Here is a 24,967-nt window from a genome sequence, read left to right as displayed (position 1 = left end):
AGGCTGTGGCGCTCCGGCGCCTTCGGGGGAGGACTGAAGTACCTTGTGTACCCGCGGGCAACGCACGAGCGGCCGCCGCCCGCGGGCCGGGCATCATCCGGTCGATCCGCCCCGCTCCTGACCGGTAGGGACCCGATGTCCGACGAAGCCCGCACCGAGGCCGCACGCGAAGCCACCCAACCAGCCGTGACCCGCTCCGAGCGTCTGGACCGGCTCCCGTTCACCCGGCTGCACGGCAAGCTGCTCGGCGGTTCCGGCATCGGCTGGGCCCTGGACGCCATGGACGTCGGGCTCATCTCCTTCATCCTGGCCGCGCTCGCCACGGAGTGGAACCTGAGCCAGGCGCAGGTCTCCTGGGTCGCGTCGATCGGGTTCGTCGGCATGGCCATCGGCGCGAGCGTCGGCGGGCTGCTCGCCGACCGGATCGGCCGCCGGCAGGTGTTCGCCCTGACCCTGCTCGTCTACGGCCTCGCCACCGGCGCATCCGCGCTCGTCGGCGGCCTCGCCGCGCTGATCGTGCTGCGCTTCATCGTCGGGTTGGGGCTTGGCTCGGAGCTGCCGGTCGCGTCCACGCTGGTCAGCGAGTACGCCCCGAAGAGGATCCGCGGCCGGGTCGTGGTGATCCTCGAGGCGTTCTGGGCGGTGGGCTGGATCGCCGCCGCACTGATCGGGTACTTCGTGGTGCCGCTGGAGAACGGGTGGCGCTGGGCGTTCCTGATCGGGATGGTCCCGGCCGCGTACGCCCTGGTGGTGCGCCGCGCCCTGCCCGAGTCGGTCCGGTTCCTCGAGCGCAAGGGCCGAACCGACGAGGCCGAGGCCGCTGTGCGCCGGTTCGAGGCGGCCGCGGGCGTCGCGGCGGTCCCGTCGCCGCCCGCCCAGCCCGAACCTGCGCCGCCGCACTGGCGTGAGCTCTGGACCGCCCGGTTCCGGCGCCGCACGCTCGCCCTCTGGGTGGCCTGGTTCGGCGTGAACTTCGCCTACTACGGGGCGTTCATCTGGCTGCCGTCACTCCTGGTGGCGCAGGGTTTCACGCTGGTGAAGTCCTTCGAGTACACGCTGATCATCACGCTCGCGCAGATTCCGGGGTATGCCCTGGCTGCATTCCTGATCGAGAAGTGGGGACGACGCGCCACCCTCGCCACCTTCCTCGCCGGCTCGGCGGTCGCCGCCGTGTTGTTCGGCCAGGCGGACACGGTCGCCGGGATCATCGCCGCCGGCATGGCGTTGTCCGCGTTCAACCTCGGTGCGTGGGGTGCCCTGTACGCCGTCACGCCCGAGGTCTACCCGACGGCGTTGCGCGGCACGGGGGCCGGCGCCGCCGCCGCTTTCGGCCGGATCGCCTCGATCGTGGCACCACTGTGCGTGCCGGTGCTGATCGCCACCGGCGGCTCACCGCTCGCGTTCGGGGTGTTCGGGGTCGCGTTCGTGGTGGCGATGGTGGGCTCATTGTTCCTGCCGGACCTGACCGGGGTCGCCCTCGAGGAGACCTGAGCGGGACGGTGCCTGCTGCCCCACTGACTCCCGAAGAGCGTGCGCCAGTGACCCGTCCGACGGATCAGCAGGTGGGTCGGAACCTGTAGGGCCGCGATGGTGACGAACGTCAGTGCCGTGTCCAGGCTCGGCACCAGGGCCACCGGCAGGGTGACTGACATCCAGATCCGGAGGACGGCGTCCAGCATCACGGAGCCGCCCCAGACGACAGTGATCTGCCGCCAGGCCCGCCGGAACGCGGGGTCGGCGTCCCACAGCCGATCCATCAGTGCCGCCTTGCCGGGGAGCACCTCACGAGTCACCGTGAAGGTGATCGGCCTGGCCAGTGCGAGCGTCACGAACGTCCACAGGCTCAGTGGGGCGCTCACCCACGCGTTGCGGACGAGCAGCTGCCGGGGATCGTCGGTCGCCACGCCGACCACGAGACCCGCCACCATCGCGAGCAGGACGAGCACGCCGAGCGCGTCGACGGTGCGGGCCCGGACCAGGCTCACGACGGTGCTCACGACCGGCGGCACCATGCCGGCGATCAGTGCCGGCATCTCACCGACACCGACGGCGAGCAGCCCGTGGAAGAGTGCGAGCGGCGCGGCCACGTCGAGGAGCAGGCGGGACGCGCGTCGGAGACGGTGACGAAGGGTCTTCCTCATGCCTTCCAGACTCGCTCGCGACGGAGTCGGCGCGCTGCGGCCTAGCGGCTACCGCCGAACCAACAGGAGGAGGCGGCGACACCTACTTTCGTAGGTGGTCCACCCGATCGTCACCGCTGCACGGAAGGTCGAGGGCCAACAATGGCCAGCAGTCAGCGCCTGATCGGATCGTTGTCGCCCAGGATGTCGGCGACTTGCTCGACGCCGCCTCATGTCGTCACGGCATCCGCATCATGATGCAGCCGGTCGGATGGCATGTGCGAGCACCGCCTGTCGGTGCCACTGGTTCGCCTCGGTGATCGACGCGTGGAGCTCGCGCTGCCATCCGGGGTCGGTCGCTCGTGCGCCCTCGTCGAGCGTCCCGCTATCGCTCGCGCGCCGAGCCGAATGCGCGAGCGCGTGCAGAGGGACCGCGTCGAGCTCGGCATCCGAGAAGGGCGCGCTCGAGCGATAGCCGGCCACGAACGCGTCGAACAGGTGCGACAGTGCTGGCGCCCCCTCCTCGCCTCGCAGGTCCCGGGTGGCCAGTGCGACATCCTCCGCGGCCCATCCCGCGCGGGTCTCGTCGAGGTCGAACACCGTGACGCCATGTTCGGGCAAGCGCAGGTTGTCCAGCTCGAAGTCACCGTGCAGCGTGACGCGTCGATGCACCCGCGGGTCCAGGCGCTCAAGTCGCTCCTCGATGTCCGCCAGTGCTGTCGTCAGCTCTGGGTCGGAGGCGTCGAGCCGGCTTCTCCCGGCGTCGACCACGGGAGCAGCACCGTGGAAGCACGCCAGCGCGGCGCCCCAGCGATGCGCCTGCTCGCGGGTGAGCGACTCTGCGACGACGGCGTCCCCGGTGGCGTCCTCGACGAGCATCGCGACCATCGGCCCGGCCGGGGTGTCGATGGTCGGCGTGCGCGCCCCGGATGTCGTGGACACGGGCGCGGACACGCTGAGACCAGTAGTGACTGGGAACGCCGCCGCAAGGTCCGCGCCCCGACGCAGCCGCGCCGCCGCCGGCGATCCGGCGGGAGCGAACCGCAGGTAGTGGCGCGGCGGCCCCGGGACGACGAACACGTGCGTGGCACTGGACCGCCACCATCTCGCCGCGCCCGGTGGCAGCATCCACGCCCCTGCCACGGCATCGGCGACGGGGGAACGCCAGTCCTCGTCGACGGATTCGTGCACGGCCCGGATCTCACTCAGTCGCAGCATCGCGCCGACATTGGCACGAGGGCGAGACCTGTGTCGACAACTTTCCCGCCGGCGTCGCCGGCCGCGGCGTGGGCGCCGAGCTCGTCACTCAGGCGGGCGCTCCGAAGACCTGGACCTCCCCGATCTGCATCAGGTACCCGTCCGCGGCCGGCTGCGCGAGTTTCAGTTCGGTGCCCACGACCCGAAGGTAGGCCGCCGTGGTCGGCGTCTCGAGGGTGATGGTGCGCGGCTCGGCGGTGACCGCGACGTCATCGACCACCTCGGCGACCACGGTCCAGGTGACACCGTCCGCGGACGTCTCGATCCGGTAGTCGGTGGGGAACCCGCGGCCGGCGTTCGCCTGGTCGGTGGCCGCGTTGCGCGGGTGGAGCACCACCTGCTCGACGGCGTACGGCCCGCCGAGGTAGACGGCCACCCACTCGGAGTCGGTGGGCGAGGTGTTCGTGCCGACCTGCGAGGTCCAGCCGTTCGTGGTGGCGGTGGGACCGAACTGACCGTCGTTCACGAACGTGCTGGCCCAGCCCCACTGTGCGGCCTCGGTCGAGCTGGAGACCCCCACCGGGCGTGCCTGCGCCAGGTCCTTGCCCTCGTACCAGGGGGTCTCCTCGACGGTGTCGTCGAAGGCCTCGGGGGCGGGCAGAGAACCGTCGTCGGAGTAGACCTCGATCTCGGCGAGCTCGAGTGCGGCCGCGCCGGTCCGGGTGCTGTGGGAGTCGACGACCACCCGCACATACTGGGCGCGCACCGAACGGAACGTGATGCTCGGCACCGGCACGGACGCCGTCGGAGGTTCGAGGGCCGCCTGCGCCACCGTCCGCCACGCAAGCCCATCGGTGGAGACCTGGATGGTCGCCGTCTCCGGGAACGCCAGACCGTAGCCGAACACGCCTCCGGCCGCGTAGAGGTCCACGCGGTTGAACCGGCGCTCCGTGCGCAGGTCCAGCGTGAGCGTGCTGGGTTCGCCCTCGACGATCTCGGTGGCGCGCCAGCCCTGGCTGCTCGGGGTCGAGAAGCGCTCGCCGTCGGTGAGCTTGTCCATGTACCAGCCGTTCGCCCCCTCGGAGGAGGCTGCGGTCACATCCGCGTTCGCGGCCAGATTCAGCGGCACGGCTGGGCCCGGAGCCACGTAGCGGAGGTCATCCGGCAGCGCGAGCAGCACGGCATCCCCCGCGGCGAGGTCGAGGGCGAACCTGCCGTTCCGGGCGAACAGCGGCTGGGACGACCCGTCCTCGCGGCTGATTACCTCCAGGTCGCGAACCCCACCACGCAGGCGCAGCTCGACCTGCTGCTCGCTGGTGAAGTCGTTGTTCACCACCATGAGGTACTGGCGCCCGGTCTCGGAGTCGACCATGCGGGAGACGATCACGTTGTCGTCGTCGGCGAACCGAGCGATGAATCCGTCCGGGATCGACGGCTGCCCGAACTGGTCGGGTCCGTGCAGGTAGACCTCGGCGGCGTCCAGGCTCATCAAGGTCGGGCCGAGGGCGTGCACCTCGGCGTTCAGCTCACTGACCGGCTGGTACAGATCGGTGGGGGTGCCGTCCGGCGCGATGATCGCGTCGGTGAACGTCTCCGGCCGACCGGTCGGGGTGAACCACGTGAAGTAGGACAGCTGCGTGTAGCCGTAGGCGAGTGCCGCGTTCACCTCGTACCGGACCTCCGCGGGGTTCGTGCGCCGGAACCCGGCCGGGTTGCCGTTCGCGTCGACCCGGCCGATGGACTGGATGTACAGCCCGGTGGGCACGTCGTTCTCGAGTCCCTCCACGCGCATCGCGTCCATGTTGTCCAGCATGGACGCGTAGTCCAGCGAGTCCGGGGCGTCGCCGAACGGGTACCGGTCGTACATCAGGTAGTCGAGCTCGTCGGTGAGTGCCAGCTCGGCGAAGTCGTCGACCTGGCTCTGGTAGGTGGCGCGATCCGGGTAGGCGAACATCGGCAGGAAGTTGAGGTAGGGGTAGAGCCAGTCCGCCTCGTCCTTGACCGCCTGGTGCACGCGGCCGTAAGCGTTCGCGTTGTACGGCTCGTCCCGCAGGTAGAAGCCACCGACGCCGGGCACGTTCTCGTACTCGGCGACGATGTCACGGATCTCCTGGTCCGTCAGGGACAGCGATTCGTTGAGCCGGGGGTCCGAGACTCCCACGAGCATGCCGCGCTCGGCGGCCAGGGTGGCCATCTGCATGTTGATGGCCCGGCCCTGCAGGTCGGTGGAGTCGACGTTCTGGACGTAGTCGATGCCGGCGTCGGCGAGGTAGTCGTACTGCTGTGCCGTCGTGTGCTGCGCGGTCGGCGGCCAGAACGCCGAGATCATGAACTCGGCATCGGTGTCGACCCGCTCAGCGATGACGGTGACCGGGATGGTCACCGGCGCACCGCCGTCGCCGGTCGCGGAGACGGTGGTGGAGCCGAGGGCCACCGCGGTTACCAGCCCGGCGGCGTCGACGCCCGCCACGGACGGATCCGCCGAGGTCCACGTGAAGGCGCTCGGGTCCGTGGGAACGCCGTTGCGGCTGGGAGTCAGCTGGTCGGTGTCGCCCGGGAGCAGCTCGAGGGCCGGCTTGTCGAGCTCGACGAGCACCCCCGAGCTGGTGCCGTACACCGCGAACTCGGCCAGTTGGACCAGGTAGCCGTCACGACCGGTTGGCTCGGCGCGGCGAGTGGCGAGGGCTCTGACGTAACGGCCCTCGGCGGCGTCGATCTCGAGGACCTGGGCGCCGGCGACCGCGGTGTTCCCGGTGCTGGTGGCCACGGTGGTCCAGGTGCTCGCGTCGTCGGAGACCTGCACCTGGTAGTCCACCGGGAAGTTCTGGCCGTCGTTGGCAGCGTCCAGCCGCGGCCACACGGCAACGCCGTTGATGGTGCTCGGCGCGAGGAGGTCCAGCTGCACCCACGCCGGCGTGGTCGCCGTCGCCGTGTTGCCGATCGGGTTCGTGGTCCAGCCGTACGGCAGGGTGGCGGTGCCGATCCGGCCGTCGTTGATGAATGACGTGGCCCAGCCCTCGTTCGACATCTCATACGAGGAGGAGGACGTGGCGGGCTTGCCCTCGGCGAGGTTCACAAGGCCGTCCGGAAGGTTCGGGTCCACGTCGAAGATGTCGATATCTGCCGCGTGTGCCGGCTGGGGCGTGACGGCGAGACCGAAGGTCAGGACCGCACCGAGAACCACGGCGAGGCCACGTCTTGTCCGGGTGTGAAGTGCCATGGCAGAACCTCCGAGTGTGCACATCGACGTGCTGGGGCCCGACCCTATCTGAATCGACTCAACCCCGGTCAAGGGCTGCGCGCGTTCTCGTTCGCGAGGACGTCGGGTCAGGTCGCGGCCGGGGGCACCCATGCATTGACCCCGTCCCCGATCTGCGCCACTGTGTGCCACACCAGAGATCTGTTCGGTGTTCGCGTTGCGATGTGGCGGCGCGATCCAGCACGAGGAGCTTCCGATCGTGACGTTGTTCTCAGGACTTGGCCGCACCGTCGTGGGTCTCGCCGGTGCGGTGGCGCTGATCGGGCCGCTGGCGGTGGTCGCGAGCGCTCCGGCCAGGGCGGACGAGGCCCCGCGGGACGTCGCGCTCGACGGCGTCGCAGTGGCATCGTCGGAGTTCCCCGATCCTGCGCGGTTCGCGGCGGCCCACGTGAACGACGGCGATCCGTCCACCCGGTGGGGTTCGGACTACGCGCACGGCGAGGAGGAGCCTGGGTACCCGCCGAGCGATCACGACCCTACGAACGACTGGATCACCGTCGAACTCGCACAGCCGAGCACCGTACACAGCGTGGTGTTCGAGTGGGAGGCGGCGTACGCACGACAGTACGAGATCCAGGTCTCCGACGACGGGCAGGCCTGGCAGACCGTGTCGGCCCTCGCCGGTCAGCAGGGACGCCAGGAGGTCGTGCTCGGCCTCACCGACCCGGTCGGCTTCGTTCGGATGCAGGGCCGGGAGGCGTCCGCGTGGGGCTACTCCATGTTCTCCTTCGAGATCTGGGACGCCGCCACCTCGAGCGAGGAGCCGGACCCCACAGGTTGGGATCACGGCATCGACATCGGCCCCGAGGGCGTCGCCACGGCCTCCTCGGTCTACACCGGTGACCTGGCACGATTCGCGGCGGCCAACGCCAACGACCGCAACTCCGCGTCGCGCTGGGGCACCGACTACGCACGCACCAATCCGGCTGAGCCACCGCCGAGCGACCATGACCCGAGCAGCGACTGGATCCAGATCGCCCTCGCCGAGCCGTCACCGGTGTGGAGCGTGGTACTCGACTGGGAGACCGCCCGACCCGCCCTGTTCGAGCTCCAGACCTCGACGGATGGCCTGACCTGGACCACCGTGCGCGAGGTGGCCAGCCCCGCAACCGGACGCACCGAGTACCGGCTCGGCCTCCAGGAGCCGGTCTCGCACGTGCGGATGCAGGGCGTCGCGACCGCCACCACCTTCGGGTACTCGTTGTGGAGCTTCGAGGTCTGGTCCGGGCCGCAGGCCCCACCCGAGCCGGGCGGAACGATCCTGCCCGCCCCGGTCTCGCAGACCCAGATCGATGCCGACGCCTTCACGCTGACGGCGCAGACCCGGATCACGATCGGGGTCGAGGCCGCCCGCGCGGAGGCGGAACTCCTCGCCGAGCGACTGCGCCCGGCCACCGGCCACGACCTGCCGGTCGTGCTCGAGGAGCCGGAGACCGGTGACATCAGCCTGGTGCTCGACGCCGAGGAAGGGCCCACGGACACCGAGCTCGCAGTGGCCGAGGGCTACACGTTGACGGCCTCCGCGATCGGCGTGCGCGTCGTGGCGGCCACCACCACCGGCCTCTTCAACGGCGCCCAGACCCTCGTGCAGCTCCTCCCGGCCGAGATCGCCGGCGACGTGGTGCGACCCGGCCCGTGGCAGATCGAGGCAACGCAGATCGTCGACTACCCGCGGTTCTCGCACCGCGGGGTGATGCTGGACCCGGCCCGCAACTTCATCGAGGTCGACGGCGTGCTGGGCATCATCGACGCCCTCGCCGCGCTGAAGGGCAACCGCCTGCACATGCACCTCTCGGACGACCAGGGCTGGCGGATCGAGATCCCGTCATGGCCACTGCTGACCGAGATCGGCGGGTCGATGTCGATGCCGGGCGGACGCTCCGGGTTCTACACCCAGGAGCAGTTCGCCCAGATCGTGGCCTACGCCGATGCCCGCCACATCGAGGTGATCCCCGAGATCGACCTGCCCGGCCACTCCACGGCGGCGATCGCCTCCTACCCGGAACTCGCCTGCGGGTCGTCCAACACCGTGTGCACCACCTCGCCGGTGGTGGACGGTTTCATCAATGACGTCATCGGCACGATCGCCCCGATGGTGAACTCGGACCTGTTCCACATCGGCGGCGACGAGTCCATCTCGGGCCAGCCCTACATCGACTTCATCACCAAGCTCGAGGGCTTCGTGATGGACCATGACCTGCGCATGGTCGGCTGGACGCCGCTGCCGATGGCGGGCCTGGACCCGACCTCGGTGCACCAGTACTGGCGGGACCAGAGCCTGGAGATGACCCCGGAGTGGTTCGCCGGCGGCAACGACGTCATCCTGTCGCCGACCTCGAAGGCCTACCTGGACTACCCCTACCCGGCCCACACCGCCTACAGCACGCACGACTGGGACCCGAGCAACGTCATCGACGACTACCGGAACCTGTCCCTGCAGTCGTTCGGGCTGGACGACGACGACATCATCGGGATCGAGGGCCCGGCGTGGGGGGAGAACAACAGCGGCGGTGCCGTGGACGTGGAGCACAAGGTCTTCCCTCGGCTCGCCTCCATCCTGGACCTCGCCTGGTCGCCGCAGGAGCTGACGGCTGATTCCCGGTCCTTCCTGGACCGCCTGGCGGTGCAGGGCAGCAGGTGGCAGTTCGCCGGCACGAACTTCTGGCCGGACCCGAACGTCGCCTGGACCACCTCGATGGTCGGCACCAGCCACGTCATCGACGACGACCTCACCGTCAGCGGATCGCTGGCCACGGTCGCCTCGCCCACGGTGCGGGTGGAGAACCTCGCCGCGACCATCGACTGGGGCGACGGAACGGTCTCCGAGGGGTCCCTGACCGGTGCGTCGGCGGCGGGCAAGGTGGGCAACTCCCTGTACCAGGTGACCGGCGCGCACACCTATGCCGACGCCGGCACGCGAGTCGGCACGGTCACCGTCTCCGGCCCGGGCGGACAGACCTGGACCACCTCGTTCATCGTCGGTCCACCCGCGGACGACTCCCGCTCCTTCGCCGAGCACAGCCAGGAGTACCTCGCGCAGGTGGACGCCTACGTCGCGCAGGGGCGGCTCGACCCCAGCAGCGCCGACCAGCTGCACGCCGCGGTCGCGCGGGTTCTGCGCCACCAGGAGGCCGGCCGGGTCACCAGGATGCATCAGGAGCTCGACAGGCTGGAGGCCATGATCGCCAGGCAGCAGCGCCACATCGACGACCCGGAGGTGTGGACCTATCTCTGGGAGGAGGGGCAGGCCCTGATCGAGACGGGCCTCGACGAGGGCTGAGCGCGCTCGATCGGCGCCTGAGCAAGAACGGTCGGGCGCCGGTGGGCGGACCGGCCGCACACTGGATCCCATGACCGAGAACGGACGCGACCGCCTGCGCGAACTGCTCGATGCGGTGCTCGACGACGACCACACGGACCTGCGAGACATGGCCGCGGGCGCGTTCTCCTCGCCGTGGCACTTCAGCCGGCAACTCAGCCGCGGCACCGGCGAATCCCCGGTGGCGCTGCGCCGCCGGGTCATCCTGGAGCGGGCCGCATGGCGCCTGAGCCATGGCGACACCGTGACGGACACCGCGTGGGCGGCCGGCTACGACTCCGTCGACGGCTTCAGCCGCGCGTTCGCGCGTGCCTACGGCTACCCACCGAGCACCGTCGGCGAGAGCGATGACTCACCCCACGCCGTCGGGCACCGCGACGGGACCGGCTCCGGACCGGCGCCCGGCCGCGCCGTGGCGAGCACGCACTGGCTGCCCGCGCCGAACGGCATCCACTTCCACCCGCCCACCAACCTGTGGGTGAGCGCGACCGAGACGCCCGCGCCGGACGGCGCGCCGACGGCACACCTGGTGCGCCACGACGTCGACGACACCCGCCACCTGTTGCGGCTCGCCGCGGACCTGGACGACGACGCCTTCCGGCGGGTCCGGTGGCCGGGGCTGACGGTGCTGTCCTGGGACGGGCCGGAGGAGTCGATCGCCGCCGTCCTCGAGCACCACATCTGGACCAAGGAGGTCTGGCTCGCCTCGATCGAGGGCCGAGACTTCCCGGACCGGGGCGCGGACGATCCGGCGACGTTGTCGGACCGGCACGAGCGCGCCGCCGGACGGTGGCTCGACGCGGTCCGGGACATCCAGCGGCGTGGCGCCTGGGACGACCGGCTCATCGACGCACTCTGCGAACCACCCGAGAGCTTCGTGCTGAGCAGCGTCGTCGCCCAGGTGCTCACCTACGCCGCACATCGCCGCCTGTTGGTGCGCCACCTCCTGCGCGACGCCGGCGTCGACCCCGGCGAGGGCGACCCGATCGACTGGCTGCGCGGACCGAACCCGACCCCCACCGAGGAGAACCGATGACCCGCACCATCTACTACACCGCGAGCACCCTGGACGGCTTCATCGCCACCCCCGAGCACTCCCTCGACTGGCTGCTCACCCGCGACATCGACAACACCGGCCCGATGAACTACGACGAGTTCATCGCGAAGGTCGGGGCGATAGCGATGGGCGCCTCGACCTACGCCTGGGTCGAGGAGCACGCACCCGGCGGCTGGGAGTACACGATGCCCGCCTGGGTGTTCGCGCACCGGGACTTCCCACCCCGCACCGACGGCGCAGATGTCACCTTCACCTCCGAGGCCGTCCCGCAGGTGCACGCCCGGATGGTCGCCGCGGCCGCCGGGAAGGACGTCTGGATCGTGGGCGGCGGCGACCTCGCCGGCCAGTTCGCCGACCACGGCCTGCTCGACGAGATGATCGTCTCCTACGCCCCGGTCACGATCGGCGCCGGCGCGCCCCTGCTTCCCCGCCACGTCGAGTTCCGGCTGGAGGAGGTGGCGCGCAACCGCGAGTTCGCGTGTGCCCGATTCGAGGTGGTGCGCGACGGCGAGTGAGGCGCGGGCAGCCGGGTCGCCTTGCGCTCGGTCACCTCGAGCGCCCGCGTCTGATAGATAGTTGGGATGCGCCCGACGCTCAGCACGCCACGGATGACGCTGACACCGATGCGGATCGGGCACCTGCCGCGCCTCGTCGAGCTCGACCGTGACGCCGAGGTGATGCGCTACCTCATCGGTCGGGCCCGCACGCCGCAGGAGGCGCGACAGACCTGGGCGCCCGTGTGCGAGAGCACCGCCGCCGACGCCCACGGGCTCGGCCACTGGGTCGGGTTCGCCGACGGCGAGTTCGTCGGTTGGTGGGACGCAGCACCGTCCGAGCCGCTCACCCGGGCGCCGGCGACGGCGGAGGTCGGGTGGCGCCTTCGTCGAGAGTTCTGGGGTGGCGGCCTCGCCACGGAAGGCGCGCGGGCCGTCGTCGAGCACTGCTTCGGGACTGTCGGTCTCGAGTCGGTGACCGCCGAGACGATGGCGGTGAACCTGGCCAGCCGCGGCGTGATGCGCAAGCTCGGCATGAAGCACGTGCGCACCGAGGTGCGCGAGTGGGACGAGCCGCTGCCCGGTACGGAGGAGGGTGAGGTGATCTACGAGCTGCACCGCTCGCACTGGCGCCGCTAGGTCGCGTCAGGCGCGCTCGGGAACCAGGTCGAGCTCCGCCGTCGTGCTCACGTCCGAGTCCTGGTGGTCCGGCGCGGTGCCGCGGCGGGCCGAGGGGCGGCCGTGGGTGAGGTAGAGGGGCAGCCCCGTCAGCAGCAGTCCGCCGACGAGGTTGCCGAGGACCGTCGGGATCTCGTTCCAGATCAGGTAGTCCATGATCGTGAACTGCCCACCGAGGAGCAGGCCGGACGGGAACAGGAACATGTTGACGATCGAGTGCTCGAACGCCATGAAGAAGAACAGCATGACCGGCATCCACATGACGATCGCCTTGCCCGGCACGTCCTTGGCGACCATCGCGCCGATGACCCCCATCGACACCATCCAGTTGCACAGCATCCCGCGCACGAACAGGGTCAGCATGCCCGACGCCCCGTGCTCCGCGTACCCGACGGTCCGGCCCTCACCGATGTGCCCGATCGCCTGACCGACCTCGTTGGGCGGGGTGTCGAACCCGTACGTCACGACGATCGCCAACATCACGGCGACGGCGAACGCCCCGAGGAAGTTGCCGACGAACACGAGTCCCCAGTTGCGCAGCACGCCCCGCACCGTGATGCCGGGCCGCTTGTCGAGCCATGCGAGCGGGCCGAGCACGAACATGCCGGTGAGCAGGTCGTACCCCAGCAGGTACAGCAGGATGAAGCCCACCGGGAACAGCACGGCGCCGAGGATGGCGTGGCCGGTCGTCACGGTGACCGTGACGGCGAAGGCGGCGGCGATCGCGAGGATCGCGCCGCCCATCGTGGACCGGACCAGCGTGTCGCGGGCGGACAGGAGCACCTTGCTTGCACCCGCGTCGATGATCGTCGGGACGAGCTCAGCTGGCTTGACGTAGGACATGTGGCACAGCTCCGTGGATCGGACGGTCGCGATCTGCCGCTGATACGGCGTCCCCGACGCTATGAGCACTCCGTTTCATCAGCGTGTCTGCGCCTGCCCGGTCTCGTTACGGTCTTCGCTCAGTCGGGCGGTACCCACTGTGAGATCGCGCGCGGAAGTGGCACCATCGGAGCATGCGGAAGCCAGCGACGACGCCGGCCCGGGTGGAGGACATCCACGCGGCCGCCCTTGCGATGCCGTTCGTCACCGTCGAGTCCGCCGGCCAGAATCCGGTGTACCAGGTGGGCGGGAAGTCGTTCGTGTTCTTCCGCAACCCGCGCAAGGACGCGTTCGACCCGGCTACCGGGGAGCTCTACGACGACGTCATCGTCATCTGGGTCAGCGATGAGGCGGACCGGGTCGCACTGGTGCAGGACGAGACGCGGCCGTTCTTCACGACGCCGCACTTCAACGGCCATCCCTCGGTGCTGATCCGCGCGACCCACGTGGGTCAGGTGGCACGCGAGGAGATCACCGAACTCGTCCAGGACGCGTGGCTCAGCCGGGCCTCGCGTCGGCGCGCCAAGGAGTGGCTCACGCAGCACGCGCCCGGCTGACCCGTTCCTCGCCGGCTCGGCGTCGGTCATCCCTACCGGCGGGCTCGGCTCGAGGCTCGCCTCCTCGCGGCCCAGTGCACGATGCGTCGCGTTCGTCGCCGGACGGTCAGGATGTTGTGCTCGGGTGTGGGCGCGAAGAGGCCGCCGCCGCGGCAAGCTGCCCCCAGACACCAAGTTGGATCTCGAAGCACTCCTCGACCAGATAGTGCGAGAGATCGTGCGGCATGAGGTCGTCGTAGCCCGGCGCGTGACGCGGAACCAGGGCGGGACCACGCTCGCGCTCGATGGCGACCAGGTACCGCTTGCCGTCGACCTTCGTGAACGTCACCCTCACGCGACGAAGACAGGCCGGAAACTACTCAGGTCACTCGAAATACGCGGGGGGCGCGGTCCTCCAGGTACCCGGAGCCAGAGGCCTGCCGACCGGCTGGCCGCCCAGACGAGCGCGCCCGCGGCCAGGAGCGTGCCGAGCAGCGCCACGACGTGAAGGCCCAGAGAGGCCAGCCCTCGGTCAGGCAGCAGGAATCCGTAGGGCACCCAGCCGTCGGTGACGCCACGCACGAGGACGACGAGCAGCCACAGCAGTGGGTAGGGAAGCACGAGCCAGAGCCGGCGCCAGGCCAGCGGCCCGCGGTCTCCGACGAGGAGCCAGTCGAGCGTGATGGCGAGCGGGAACGCGAGGTGCAGGATCGTGCTCACCACTGGTGGTGCGGACCCGGTGCCAGGGATGAGGGTGTTGTAGATGACCGCGACCTGCGCGGCGTATGGGTACCCGAGTACGCCCATGACCAGCAGCCCGGCGAGGATCCGGATGATCGCGAACAGCCCCGGCGTTGGTGCGGTACACGCCGGACGCCATCACACCGCGCAGCCTAACGACCGGCCCGGTCCGGCAGGTCGTCGCCGGCTCGCTCAGGCGGCGGCGAGCTCGGACCGGACCGCGGGCAGCACGGCGGAGCCGAGCAGGTCGATGCCGCCCGCACCGGTGAGACCGTGCGGCGTGCCGAACTCCACCCGGTCGGCGCCCGCCTCCACCAATTCCAGCGTGTGCGCGACGATCTGGGCCGGCGTCCCGGCGAACGCGAACCGGTCCAGCAGGTCGTCGCTGAGCAGGGCGCCGGCATCGTCGGCACGATCCTGCGCGAGCAGGGCACGCAGCCGCACCAGGAGCTCGTCCTCGATCCGCACCGTGGGGTCGAGTGCGGCGATCACGTCCACGTACATCGCCACCTCGCGACGGGCGATGCCCCGCGCGAGGTCGCCGTCGGTGTCGACCACGGTGACCGCTCCGGCGCAGACCGCGACGGCGCCGGCGCCCCGCCCCGCCGAGACGGCTGAGTCGTCCAGCCAGTGGCGCATCTGGCGCACCATGTCCGGGTTGGCCGATCCGCCGATCTTCACCTCGTCGGCGATCCGCCCGGCCAGGGCGGCGCCCCGCGGACCCCAGACCCCGAGCAGCACGTCCACCACCGGCCGGACCGGTTCGTACTGCAGGGCGAAGCCGGCCTCGATCGCGAACACCTTCCCGGCATAGCCGGAGTCGTCACCGGCGAGCAGCCGCCGCACGATCTGCACTGTGTCCTCCAGGTGCGCGAGCGGCCGGTCCTGGCGCACTCCCACCTGCGACATCCAGGAGCCGCGTGCCAGGCCCAGGTAGGCGCGCCCACCGGAGGCCTCGTCGAGGGCGGCGATCTGACCTGCGATCTCCACGGGGTGGAGCAGGTACGGGTTCAGGCAGGACGGACCCAGACGCACCGAGTCGGTCACGTCCGCGGCGACCATGAGCGGGGCCATCGGCGGCTGATAGCCGAGGTCGGAGTACACCGAGAGCCCGTCGAAGCCGATCCCCTCCACGATCCGCGCCAGCCGGGCGTACTCGACCGCGGTCTTGTCCGACTGGAGGGCGATGGTCAGCGACACGCTCACGTGAGGTCCTCCGTGGGGATGCTGCGTCGGCCGAGGCGTTCGATCCGCATGATCAGCCGCTCCTCCGGGTCCGGGCAGGCGACCTCGTCGCTCGCCAGCCAGTCGTCGGGGTCGACCGACCGCTGGGCGGCCGGCAGCAGCGGCAGCACCGCCGAGAGCGCATAGATGCAGAAGTGGCGCCCCTCCGGAATGGTCAGCCGGCTCGAGCAGGAGACGTCGAAGGAATCCCCGGGAGCCAGTCCGCACACCGATCGACCCTCGATCCGATCCACCACGACCCGCAGATCACTCAGCTCGGTCCGGCGCCGCGCCGCGGTGTTGCCGGCGCGCTCGCCCGTCTCGTCGCTCATCGCATCCTCCCGTTCCGAGCAAGCAGTATCCCCGATCGGTGGACGGCGACGACTCGGCGTTCCACGCCCGTGTAAGGTCCGTGGCCGAGCCGCGCGAGCTGGGTCGCGGCAGATCCGTCACGGCGAGGTACGAGGTCGAATCGATGAATGACGAGCCGGAACTGAAGTTCCGCGGCGGCTGGATGATGGCGTTCGTGCCCGTGGCGATCTTCCTGATCTTCTGCGTCCTCTACTTCGTGGTGCTCGACGCGTTCGACATGACCGCGCTGGCGACGGGCGGCTTCATCGCGCTCCTGATCGGCGCGCTCCTGGCCCGCAACTACGGCAAGTACTGGGACGCCGTCATGGCCGGGATCGGGAGCCCGACGGCGGTCTCGATCGTCATGGTGCTGTTCATGGTCGGCATGCTCGGCCAGTTGATCAAGGACTCGAACGTCTCCGGTGGCTTCGTCTGGATCGCCGACCAGGCCGGTCTGAACGGGGCCGCGCTGACCTTGTTCACGTTCTTGGCGTGCTGCCTGATCGCCATGGCCACCGGGTCCTCCATCGGCACCATGTTCACCGCGTTCCCGATCTTCTACCCGGCGGGCGTGCTCCTCGGCGCGGACCCGACGCTGCTGGCCGGCGCGATCGTCTCCGGCGCGATCTTCGGCGACAACCTCGCGCCGATCTCCGACACCACGATCATCTCCGCCTCCACGCAGCGCTTCCGCCGCAAGGACGGCGCCGCGGACATCGGCGGAGTCGTCACGAGCCGCGCCCGGTACGCGCTGGTGGCGGCGGGCGTCAGCGCCGTGGCCTACCTGGTCTTCGGGGGCACCGGCGCCGGTCCGGTGGACAGCGCCGACCTCGCTGAGGCGTCGGATGCACGCGGCCTGCTCATGCTGATCCCGATCGCCGTGCTGCTCGCGGTGTCGTTCTACACCCGGAACATCTTCCTGGCCGTGACGGTCGGACTGATCCTGGGGACGGCGACCGCGCTGCTCTCCGGGCTCCTGGAACCGTCCGGCGTGCTCGGGGTGGTCGACGGCGCCCCCACCGGCTACCTCGTGACCGGGGTCGCGTCGTTGCTGCCCACGGTCTGCCTGGTGATCTCCGTGTTCGGGATCATGGGTGTGCTCCGTGCCGGCGGCGTGCTGAACCGGATCGTCGACGCCCTCGCCCGGGGGCGGCTGGCCGGCACCCCGCGTGGCGCCGAGACCGCGATCGGCCTCGGCGTGAGCGCCACGACGGTGCTCTTCGGCGGAGTGAACTCGGCCTCCATGCTCGCCTTCGGACCCATCGCCGACGAGATCGGGGCGCGTCAGCAGCTCCACCCGTACCGGCGCACGAACGTGATGGACTGCTTCGCGATGGGCGTGTCCTGCGTGGTCCCGGTGTTCAGCGCGTTCCTGTTCATCGGTGCGCTCCTCACCGGCGGTCACGAGCAGGCACCGGCCCTGTCCACCGTGCAGTTGTTCGGGGCCACGTTCTACCCGTTGGTGCTCACGGTGGTGCTGATCGTGGCGGTGGCCACCGGCTGGGGACGGCGCTTCGAGGGGGCCGACGGCGTCGCGGTGCGGCAGCGCGAGGACGCCGCCGAGCCGGTTTCAGTCTGACGTCGAGGCGCGCCCGATCACCCTCCATGACCCGCACCTGTCGGACGTCGCGTGCGTCCCGGGCACGGCCGAGCCAACGGTCGTAGCCTGGTGCAATGCACCCAGACGATCAGCACAGGATGCGGTGGACGAACCTCTCCACCGGGCAGCAGGCAGCGCTCATCGGTGTCGCCGCGGTGGAGATCAGCCTGCTCGTCGCCGCACTCATCGACCTGAAGCGGCGGCCCGCGGATCAGGTCCGCGGCCCCAAGGGCGCCTGGGTGGCGGTGAGCTTCGTGAACTTCGTCGGCCCGATCAGCTACTTCGCCTTCGGTCGCAAGCGTTGAGCCGGGCCGCCGTTCGTTGAGGACCCCGGTGCCATGAGCACAGGGGCCCGCTGGGCGGTGTCCACGGGTCGACCGGAGACTGGCCACCGCCGCCGCAGTCCGTAGGCTGCGGTCCATGGGTTCAGGCACCACGGACGTCGCACTGATCGGCGCCGGCATCATGAGCGCGACTCTCGGCACGCTGATCCAGCACCTCGAGCCGGACTGGTCGATCGAGATCTTCGAGTCCCTCGACGGGGCAGCGCTGGAGAGTTCGAACGCATGGCACAACGCCGGCACCGGCCACGCAGGCTTCTGCGAGCTCGACTACGCGACCCCGTTGCCGGGTGGTGGCCTCGACGTGTCGAAGTCCATCGCGATCAACGAGCAGTTCCACGTCACCCGCCAGTTCTGGTCCGCGCTGGTCACCTGCGGCGATCTCCCGACACCGTCGGCATTCGTGAACCCGACCCCGCATGTCGCGTTCGTGACCGGCGCGGAACAGGTCTCCCTCCTACGGACCTGGTATGCCGCGCTACGGTCGCAGCCGCTGTTCGCGAACCTCCATTACAGCGACGACCCGGCTCAGATCGGCGAGTGGTCAAGGGCGCTCGTGGAGCGCCGGACACCGGGTGAGCCGATCGCTGCCACCTACGAGGCCTCAGGCACGGACGTCGACTACGGTGCTCTGACCCGTGCGCTGACCGACACGCTGGTCGAGCGTGGCGCGCGCCTGCACCTGCACCAACGGGTCACCGACCTGCGCCGCGACGGCGAGGGGTGGATGATCGAGCACCGCACCCCGACCGGCGTCGCCACGACCCCGGCCCGGTTCGTCTTCGTCGGCGCGGGCGGTGGCTCGCTCCGGCTCCTGCAGCGATCGGGAGTCCCCGAGGCCAACGGCTTCGGCGGCTTCCCGGTCAGTGGGAAGTTCTTGCGCACCCGCACGTCCGAGGTCGTCGACGCACACCCCGTCAAGGCCTACGGTCTTGCCGAGAAGGGCGTGCCCGGCCTCGGCGCTCCGCACCTCGACCACCGCACGGTCGACGGCGAGGACTCGCTGCTGTTCGGCCCGTTCGCCGGCTTCGACCCGCGATTCCTGAAGGCCGGCTCCCGACTGGACCTGTTCCGCACCATTCGCCCCGGAAACATTGCCCCGATGCTGACCGTGGCCAAGGACAACTTCGACCTGCTGAAGTACCTGATCCGCGAGATCACCGCCCCGCGTGACAAGCAGATGCGCGCGCTGCGCAAGATGATGCCCGCCGCCGTCGACGCCGACTGGGAGATGATCGACGCCGGCAAGCGCGTCCAGGTGATCGGCAGGAACGAGCGCGGACACGGCGCCCTGCAGTTCGGCACCGAGCTTGTGATCTCCCCCGGGAACAACCTCGCCGGACTGCTCGGCGCCTCACCCGGCGCATCGACGGCGGTCCCGGTCATGATCCGGCTGCTGCAGGAGGCGTTCCCCGACCGGTATCAGGGCTGGACGCAGCCACTGCGCGAACTGGTGCCCTCCCTCGGACGGTCGATGAACACCGACGAGGAGTGGGCGCTGGAGATCCGCCGCGCCACCGCGCAGACGCTGGGACTGGGCGGGGCATAGAGCTCCGGCCGCGGGAAGCCCTGCGATACTCGTCGCCGTGAGCACCCCCGACTGGCAGGCACGGCTCGCCTCCCCTCGCTTCGTGCCCTACGCGGGCGCGGACATCCGCTACCAGCGGACTGCACCGGCCGAGGAGCTCATCACCCGGCTGCACCTGGTCGCGATCACCCCGGCCGGACGCGTGCTGGTCTGTCACAGCATCGAAGGCTGGCGGTTCCTGCCCGGCGGTACCCGCGAGCAGGGCGAGTCCGTGCGCGAACTGGCGGGGCGGGAACTGCTCGAGGAGGCCGGCGCGGAGTTCCGCAGCGAGCCCGTCGTCTTCGCCGCCCACGCGGCGACCAGCCGCCTGCCCCACCCCTACCGGCCGCACCAGCCGCACCCGCACGCCTACTGGGCCTACGCCGTCGGGCAGGTCGAGGTGACGGGACCACCCACCAACCCGCCGGACGGCGAGCAGATCGTCGCCGTCGAGGAACTCGATCCGGACGCGGCCGTCGCCGAACTGGAGACGCACGACGAGCGGCACGCCGACGTCCTGCGCGACGCGATCAGCCGCGGGATCGTGGGCTGAGCGCCGGGCGAGTCCTCACCAGGCGACGAGTCCGTCACTGTCGATGAAGGTTCCCGACTTCGCATCGGCGGGCAGCGTCGCCGCCGTGACGACCACCCTCGCGGCCTGCTCGGCGGTGGTGGGAGCCACCTCCCTGCTGAACGGTGTCAGATCGGTCTGGACGAAGCCGGGGCAGACGGAGGTGACCTTGATGTGGGTGTCCGCCAGCGTCTTGGCAAGGCTGATCGTGACGCTGTTCAGGGCCGCCTTGGAACTCTGATAGGCGGGCACGACTGTCTGGTAGTACGCCGAGTCAGGGTTCTCCTGATCGTGCAGCGAACCCATAGTGCTGGAGACGTTGACGATCCGACCGGCAGTGCTCCGGCGCAGCAGTGGCAGGAACGCCTCGGTGACCGCGACCGCTCCGAAGAGATTGGTCTCGAAGGTGGTACGGAACAGGTACGGATCCCCGAACTGATGCTCGGTGGCGTCCGTCGCCTCGGGCAGGATGCCGGCGTTGTTCACCAGCACGTCGATGTGCCCGTGCCGCCGTTCGACCTGCTTCACGGCGGCTTGGATGCTGTCCGGAGAGGTGACGTCGAGTTGAACCGCGTGCGCATCGAGTCCTTCCTGGCGCAGCCCGTCGACCACCTGCTCCGTGACGGTTCGTGCCCGGCCGGCGATCAGCACGCGGGCGCCGGTCCGTGCCAGCGCCCGGGAGGTGGCCAGGCCGAGTCCACGGGTGGCTCCGGTGACAAGTGCGGTAGTCATACTCGGTCCCTTCACGAAGATTCCTCGGGCGCCGGGTCCGGCGCGCGAGGTGAGCTCATGGCTCGTCACCGTGTAGACGTGGACCGGCGCCGAGATGTGAGGTGCGAGCCCTGCGCAATGCGATGAGCGCCGAGATTCTGGGTGACCGCGGGGCCGGGCTATCGCGCGAGTTCGACGACCAGGTCGCCGGCGCGGACGGACGCGCGCCGCTCGTCCTCGGAGAGGGTCACGTTCGCGACCCGTCGCCGAACCGCTTCGCCCAGCTGGGCGACCGGGGCGCCGCCGGCGGCGGCCAGGAACACCCCGACGGCGTGGCGCAGCTGGTCGTGCAACGCGCCCACGAGCTCCGCTCCGTCGGGGTTGACGGCCACCTCGGCCATGATCAGCGCCGTCATCGCGACGTCCAGGTCACCCGGTCCGATCTCGGCGTTGTTCCAGTCGATGAGGACCGGGCCGCGGCCGGGCTCCATGATGACGTTGTCCGGGTGCAGGTCCAGGTGGATGAGCCCGTGACCGGTTGGCACCAGGGCATCCGGGGGCGGGCCAACCTGCCGTAGTGCGCGGTGCAGCTCGGCCAGCACGGTCATGGCGGTCTCGATGTCCATCTCACCTGCGATGAGGGCACCGAGCATGGTCGGCCCGTACAGCCGCTCCATCACCAGGTCGCCGCCGTGGGCCGAGTGGACCAGTGGGACCGGGAAGCTCTGGCGGGTGAGGTGGCCGATTAGTTTCCCTTCGGGCTCCGCGTTCTGTCCGTCCCGGTACCGGCGCAGCACCGAATCGTCCCCGAGCGCGAACACGTCAGCCGTGCGGCCGCGGCCGATCAGCTCTCCCGGCGGCCCGGCCTCGTCTGCGTTCACGGCCCTATGACATCGAAGTTCTCACCGCTGCGCAACGCCCTTGAACGCAGGATCTCAGCGAGCGCCGACCCGGCGGCAAGCCCAGGAGCCAGCACGCGGCCCGCTAGGCTGGACCGCTCGAGGGCGCCGGTTCCGCTGACGTCGGATGCGGGTCGCGTGTGCCCGGACCCGCTCCGCGCGTCAGTGGAGCCCTCGGCTCAGAACTCCCAGTCCTCGTCCTCGGTGTTCACGGCCTTGCCGATCACGTAGGAGGACCCGGACCCGGAGAAGAAGTCGTGGTTCTCGTCCGCGTTCGGGGACAACGCGGACAGGATCGCCGGGTTCACGGCCGTCTGGTCCTTCGGGAAGAGGCCCTCGTAGCCGAGATTCATCAGCGCCTTGTTCGCGTTGTACCGCAGGAACGCCTTGACGTCCTCGGTCAGGCCGAGCGGGTCGTAGAGGTCCTCGGTGTACTGCTCCTCGTTCTCGTACAGCTCGAAGAGCAGCTCGAAGGTGTAATCCTTGAGCTCCTGGCGGCGCTCGGGCGTCGCCTTCTCCAGGGCCTTCTGGAACTTGTAGCCGATGTAGTACCCGTGCACGGCCTCGTCCCGGATGATCAGCCGGATCAGGTCCGCGGTGTTCGTCAGCTTCGCCCGGCTGGACCAGTACATCGGCGCGTAGAAGCCCGAGTAGAACAGGAACGACTCCAGCATGGTGGAGGCGACCTTGCGCTTCTCCGGGTCGTCCCCGCGGTAGTAGTTCAGCACGATGTCGGCCTTGCGCTGGAGGTTCTCGTTCTCCTCCGACCAGCGGAACGCGTCATCGATCTCCGCGGTGGAGATCAGGGTGGAGAAGATCGAGGAGTAGGACTTCGCGTGCACCGACTCCATGAACGCGATGTTCGTGTAGACGGCCTCCTCGTGCGGGGTGACCGCGTCCGGGATGAGGCTCACGGCGCCGACGGTGCCCTGGATCGTGTCCAGCATGGTCAGGCCGGTGAACACCCGGGTGGTCATGAGCTGCTCGTCCGCGGTGAGCGTGTGCCAGGACTGGATGTCGTTGGACAGCGGGACCTTCTCGGGCAGCCAGAAGTTGCCGGTGAGACGATCCCAGACCTCGAGGTCCTTGTCGTCCTGGATTCGGTTCCAGTTGATGGCCGTGACGCGACTGACCAACTTGAGCTTCTCGGACACGGGTGCTGCTCCTTGCGCGGGGTGGTTCTGGGGAGGGGAGAAATGGGGGCCCCTCCCGGCGCGGAGCGAGTCACGCGCCGGGAGGGGGATCTGATCCGGAACCGGTCAGGAGACCGGCCGGAGGTTCACAGCATGCAGGACACGCAGCCCTCGACCTCGGTGCCGGTCAGGGCCAGCTGGCGCAGTCGGATGTAGTAGAGCGTCTTGATGCCCTTGCGCCAGGCGTAGATCTGCGCCTTGTTCAGGTCCCGGGTGGTGACGGTGTCCTTGAAGAACAGCGTCAGCGACAGGCCCTGGTCCACGTGCTGGGTGGCCGCGGCATAGGTGTCGATGATCTTCTCGTAGCCGATCTCATAGGCGTCCTCGAAGTACTCGACGTTATCGTTGCTCAGGTAGGGCGCCGGGTAGTAGACGCGCCCGATCTTGCCCTCCTTGCGGATCTCGATCTTCGAGGCCACCGGGTGGATCGAGGAGGTCGAGTTGTTGATGTAGGAGATCGAACCGGTGGGCGGCACGGCCTGCAGGTTCTGGTTGTAGATACCGTGCTCCTGCACGGACGCCTTCAACGCCGCCCAGTCCTCCTGGGTGGGGATATGCACACCCGCGTCGGCGAACAGGGTGCGGACCCGCTCGGTGGCCGGCTCCCAGGTCTGGGTGAGGTACTTGTCGAAGTACTCCCCGCTGGCGTACTTCGAGTCGTCGAAGCCCTTGAACTTCGACCCCCGCTCGATGCTCAGCTTGTTCGACTCGGTGAGGGCGTGGAACAGCACCGTGTAGAAATAGATGTTCGTGAAGTCGATGCCCTCGGTGGACCCGTAGAAGATCCGCTCCCGGGCAAGGTAGCCGTGCAGGTTCATCTGGCCGAGGCCGATGGCGTGCGAGTCGTTGTTGCCCTGCTCGATCGAGGGCACCGACCAGATGTGGGTCTGGTCGGACACGGCCGTCAGGGCCCGGATCGCGGTGCCCACGGTGGCCCCGAAGTTCGGGGAGTCCATGGTGGCGGCGATGTTCAGGGAGCCCAGGTTGCAGGAGATGTCCTTGCCCACGTGGTCGTAGGAGAGGTCCTCGTTGTACGTCGAGGCGGTGGAGACCTGCAGGATCTCCGAGCACAGGTTCGAGTGGGTGATCTTGCCCTTGATCGGGTTCGCCTTGTTCACCGTGTCCTCGAACATGATGTACGGGTAGCCCGACTCGAACTGGATCTCCGCGAGGACCTGGAAGAAGTCGCGCGCCTTGATCTTCTTCTTCTTGATCCGGCCGTCGTCGACCATCTCGTGGTACTTCTCGGAGACGTTGATCTCGGCGAACGGCACGCCGTACACGCGCTCCACGTCGTAGGGGGAGAACAGGTACATGTCCTCGTTCTTGCGGGCCAGCTCGAACGTGATGTCCGGGATCACCACACCGAGCGAGAGCGTCTTGATGCGGATCTTCTCGTCCGCGTTCTCCCGCTTGGTGTCCAGGAAGCGCAGGATGTCCGGGTGGTGGGCGTGCAGGTACACGGCGCCCGCACCCTGGCGGGCGCCGAGCTGGTTGGCGTAGGAGAAGGAGTCCTCGAGGAGCTTCATGACCGGGATCACGCCGGAGGACTGGTTCTCGATCTTCTTGATCGGGGCGCCGTGCTCACGGATGTTGGACAGCAGCAGGGCCACGCCGCCGCCACGCTTGGACAGCTGCAGCGCGGAGTTGATCGCCCGCGCGATCGACTCCATGTTGTCCTCGATGCGCAGCAGGAAGCAGGACACGGCCTCGCCGCGCTGCTTCTTGCCGGAGTTGAGGAACGTGGGGGTGGCCGGCTGGAACCGCCCGGAGACGATCTCGTCGACCATCCGGGTGGCGAACGTCTCGTCGCCGTCGGCCAGGGTGAGCGCCACCATCACCACGCGGTCCTCGAACCGCTCCAGGTAGCGCTTCCCGTCGAAGGTCTTCAGCGTGTACGACGTGTAGTACTTGAACGCGCCCAGGAACGTCTGGAACCGGAACTTCTTGCCGTAGGCGTGGTCGAAGATCGACTGCAGGAACTCGAAGGAGTACTTCTCCAGGACCTCGGCCTCGTAGTACCCGTTCTCGACCAGGTACTCGAGCTTCTCCTTGAGGTTGTGGAAGAAGACCGTGTTCTGGTTGACGTGCTGCAGGAAGTACTCCCGCGCCGCCTCCCGGTCCTTGTCGAACTGGATCTCGCCGTCCGGGCCGTAGAGGTTGAGCATGGCATTCAGCGCGTGGTAGTCCATCGCCGGCTCACTCGTCGTGGTCTCTGTCATTGTCG

General features: G+C 69.4%; 21 protein-coding genes and 1 pseudogene. 10 read left to right on the top strand and 12 right to left on the bottom strand.

Features of this window, described 5'->3' with window-relative positions; genetic code table 11:
• The first annotated feature begins 135 nt into the window (after nt 1-135).
• Nucleotides 136-1,491 carry an MFS transporter gene (locus HALOF300_RS00630; protein WP_156738715.1) on the top strand — a complete coding sequence of 452 codons (1,356 nt, stop codon included), beginning with the start codon at nt 136-138 and terminating at the stop codon, nt 1,489-1,491.
• A 92-nt stretch (nt 1,492-1,583) separates the two neighbouring features.
• Here HALOF300_RS00630 and HALOF300_RS27595 read toward each other — a convergent pair.
• From HALOF300_RS27595 to HALOF300_RS00620, 3 genes and pseudogenes are all read right to left on the bottom strand, one after another.
• A pseudogene (locus HALOF300_RS27595) lies at nt 1,584-2,141 on the bottom strand (VC0807 family protein); the annotation flags it as partial.
• A 231-nt stretch (nt 2,142-2,372) separates the two neighbouring features.
• The gene (locus HALOF300_RS00625; RefSeq protein ID WP_156738714.1) at nt 2,373-3,338 is read right to left on the bottom strand and encodes a phosphotransferase enzyme family protein; all 966 of its coding nucleotides are present in this window, start codon (nt 3,336-3,338) and stop codon (nt 2,373-2,375) included.
• Between the two features lie 88 nt (nt 3,339-3,426).
• Nucleotides 3,427-6,537 carry a discoidin domain-containing protein gene (locus HALOF300_RS00620; RefSeq protein ID WP_197522199.1) on the bottom strand — a complete coding sequence of 1,037 codons (3,111 nt, stop codon included), beginning with the start codon at nt 6,535-6,537 and terminating at the stop codon, nt 3,427-3,429.
• A gap of 238 nt (nt 6,538-6,775) precedes the next feature.
• On the opposite strand from HALOF300_RS00620, the gene HALOF300_RS00615 reads away from it, so the two are divergent.
• From HALOF300_RS00615 to HALOF300_RS00600, 4 genes are all read left to right on the top strand, one after another.
• Nucleotides 6,776-9,856, top strand: coding sequence for a family 20 glycosylhydrolase (locus tag HALOF300_RS00615; protein WP_156738712.1), 3,081 nt, complete (start codon nt 6,776-6,778; stop codon nt 9,854-9,856).
• A gap of 70 nt (nt 9,857-9,926) precedes the next feature.
• Entirely contained in the window at nt 9,927-10,931 is a 1,005-nt protein-coding gene (locus HALOF300_RS00610) for a helix-turn-helix domain-containing protein (RefSeq protein ID WP_156738711.1), read from the top strand.
• Nucleotides 10,928-11,467 carry a dihydrofolate reductase family protein gene (locus HALOF300_RS00605; RefSeq protein WP_156738710.1) on the top strand — a complete coding sequence of 180 codons (540 nt, stop codon included), beginning with the start codon at nt 10,928-10,930 and terminating at the stop codon, nt 11,465-11,467. The genes HALOF300_RS00610 and HALOF300_RS00605 overlap by 4 nt, the downstream gene beginning before the upstream one ends.
• Before the next feature lie 93 nt (nt 11,468-11,560).
• Nucleotides 11,561-12,085, top strand: coding sequence for a GNAT family N-acetyltransferase (locus HALOF300_RS00600; RefSeq protein WP_197522198.1), 525 nt, complete (start codon nt 11,561-11,563; stop codon nt 12,083-12,085).
• Nucleotides 12,086-12,091: 6 nt separating this feature from the next.
• Here the strand turns inward: HALOF300_RS00600 and HALOF300_RS00595 are convergent, their stop codons facing one another.
• On the bottom strand, nt 12,092-12,967 hold the full coding sequence (locus tag HALOF300_RS00595; protein WP_156738708.1) for a formate/nitrite transporter family protein: 876 nt from the start codon (nt 12,965-12,967) through the stop codon (nt 12,092-12,094).
• 173 nt (nt 12,968-13,140) lie between these two features.
• Here HALOF300_RS00595 and HALOF300_RS00590 point away from each other — a divergent pair, with 173 nt between their 5' ends.
• Entirely contained in the window at nt 13,141-13,563 is a 423-nt protein-coding gene (locus tag HALOF300_RS00590; RefSeq protein WP_156738707.1) for an MmcQ/YjbR family DNA-binding protein, read from the top strand.
• A gap of 106 nt (nt 13,564-13,669) precedes the next feature.
• On the opposite strand, the gene HALOF300_RS00585 is transcribed toward HALOF300_RS00590, so the two are convergent.
• The 4 genes from HALOF300_RS00585 to HALOF300_RS00570 form a co-directional block, all read right to left on the bottom strand.
• Nucleotides 13,670-13,897, bottom strand: coding sequence for a hypothetical protein (locus HALOF300_RS00585; protein WP_156738706.1), 228 nt, complete (start codon nt 13,895-13,897; stop codon nt 13,670-13,672).
• Nucleotides 13,894-14,349, bottom strand: coding sequence for a Pr6Pr family membrane protein (locus tag HALOF300_RS26825; RefSeq protein ID WP_197522197.1), 456 nt, complete (start codon nt 14,347-14,349; stop codon nt 13,894-13,896). The genes HALOF300_RS00585 and HALOF300_RS26825 overlap by 4 nt, the downstream gene beginning before the upstream one ends.
• A gap of 126 nt (nt 14,350-14,475) precedes the next feature.
• On the bottom strand, nt 14,476-15,489 hold the full coding sequence (locus HALOF300_RS00575; protein WP_156738705.1) for an LLM class flavin-dependent oxidoreductase: 1,014 nt from the start codon (nt 15,487-15,489) through the stop codon (nt 14,476-14,478).
• Nucleotides 15,486-15,839: a TIGR04076 family protein gene (locus HALOF300_RS00570; RefSeq protein ID WP_156738704.1), complete on the bottom strand. Its 354-nt coding sequence runs from the start codon at nt 15,837-15,839 to the stop codon at nt 15,486-15,488. The genes HALOF300_RS00575 and HALOF300_RS00570 overlap by 4 nt, the downstream gene beginning before the upstream one ends.
• 143 nt (nt 15,840-15,982) lie before the next feature.
• Between HALOF300_RS00570 and HALOF300_RS00565 the strand changes: the two genes are divergently transcribed.
• The 4 genes from HALOF300_RS00565 to HALOF300_RS00550 all read left to right on the top strand — a co-directional run bounded on the left by HALOF300_RS00565 (nt 15,983) and on the right by HALOF300_RS00550 (nt 19,919).
• Nucleotides 15,983-17,437: a Na+/H+ antiporter NhaC family protein gene (locus HALOF300_RS00565; RefSeq protein ID WP_156738703.1), complete on the top strand. Its 1,455-nt coding sequence runs from the start codon at nt 15,983-15,985 to the stop codon at nt 17,435-17,437.
• Nucleotides 17,438-17,532: 95 nt separating this feature from the next.
• The gene (locus HALOF300_RS00560) at nt 17,533-17,763 is read left to right on the top strand and encodes a PLD nuclease N-terminal domain-containing protein (protein ID WP_197522196.1); all 231 of its coding nucleotides are present in this window, start codon (nt 17,533-17,535) and stop codon (nt 17,761-17,763) included.
• A gap of 115 nt (nt 17,764-17,878) precedes the next feature.
• Entirely contained in the window at nt 17,879-19,348 is a 1,470-nt protein-coding gene (mqo, locus tag HALOF300_RS00555; protein WP_156738702.1) for a malate dehydrogenase (quinone), read from the top strand.
• A 37-nt stretch (nt 19,349-19,385) separates the two neighbouring features.
• Nucleotides 19,386-19,919, top strand: coding sequence for an NUDIX domain-containing protein (locus HALOF300_RS00550; RefSeq protein WP_197522195.1), 534 nt, complete (start codon nt 19,386-19,388; stop codon nt 19,917-19,919).
• Between the two features lie 15 nt (nt 19,920-19,934).
• On the opposite strand, the gene HALOF300_RS00545 is transcribed toward HALOF300_RS00550, so the two are convergent.
• The 4 genes from HALOF300_RS00545 to nrdE all read right to left on the bottom strand — a co-directional run bounded on the left by HALOF300_RS00545 (nt 19,935) and on the right by nrdE (nt 24,962).
• Nucleotides 19,935-20,669, bottom strand: a complete 735-nt coding sequence (locus HALOF300_RS00545; protein ID WP_156738700.1) for an SDR family NAD(P)-dependent oxidoreductase — start codon at nt 20,667-20,669, stop codon at nt 19,935-19,937.
• Between the two features lie 158 nt (nt 20,670-20,827).
• Nucleotides 20,828-21,529 (bottom strand): phosphotransferase, encoded by a 702-nt coding sequence (locus HALOF300_RS00540; RefSeq protein WP_197522194.1) that lies wholly within the window; start codon nt 21,527-21,529, stop codon nt 20,828-20,830.
• Nucleotides 21,530-21,726: 197 nt separating this feature from the next.
• Complete coding sequence (gene nrdF / locus HALOF300_RS00535) at nt 21,727-22,701, bottom strand: class 1b ribonucleoside-diphosphate reductase subunit beta (RefSeq protein ID WP_156738699.1); 975 nt, start codon at nt 22,699-22,701, stop codon at nt 21,727-21,729.
• Between the two features lie 125 nt (nt 22,702-22,826).
• Complete coding sequence (gene nrdE / locus HALOF300_RS00530; RefSeq protein WP_156738698.1) at nt 22,827-24,962, bottom strand: class 1b ribonucleoside-diphosphate reductase subunit alpha; 2,136 nt, start codon at nt 24,960-24,962, stop codon at nt 22,827-22,829.
• Nucleotides 24,963-24,967 lie beyond the last annotated feature (5 nt).

It is taken from the genome of Occultella aeris (assembly GCF_902703175.1).
GTDB classification, from domain to species: Bacteria; Actinomycetota; Actinomycetes; order Actinomycetales; family Beutenbergiaceae; genus Occultella; species Occultella aeris.
Note: the sequence above shows the minus strand (reverse complement) of the source record. Positions and strands in the feature narration are given on the sequence as shown.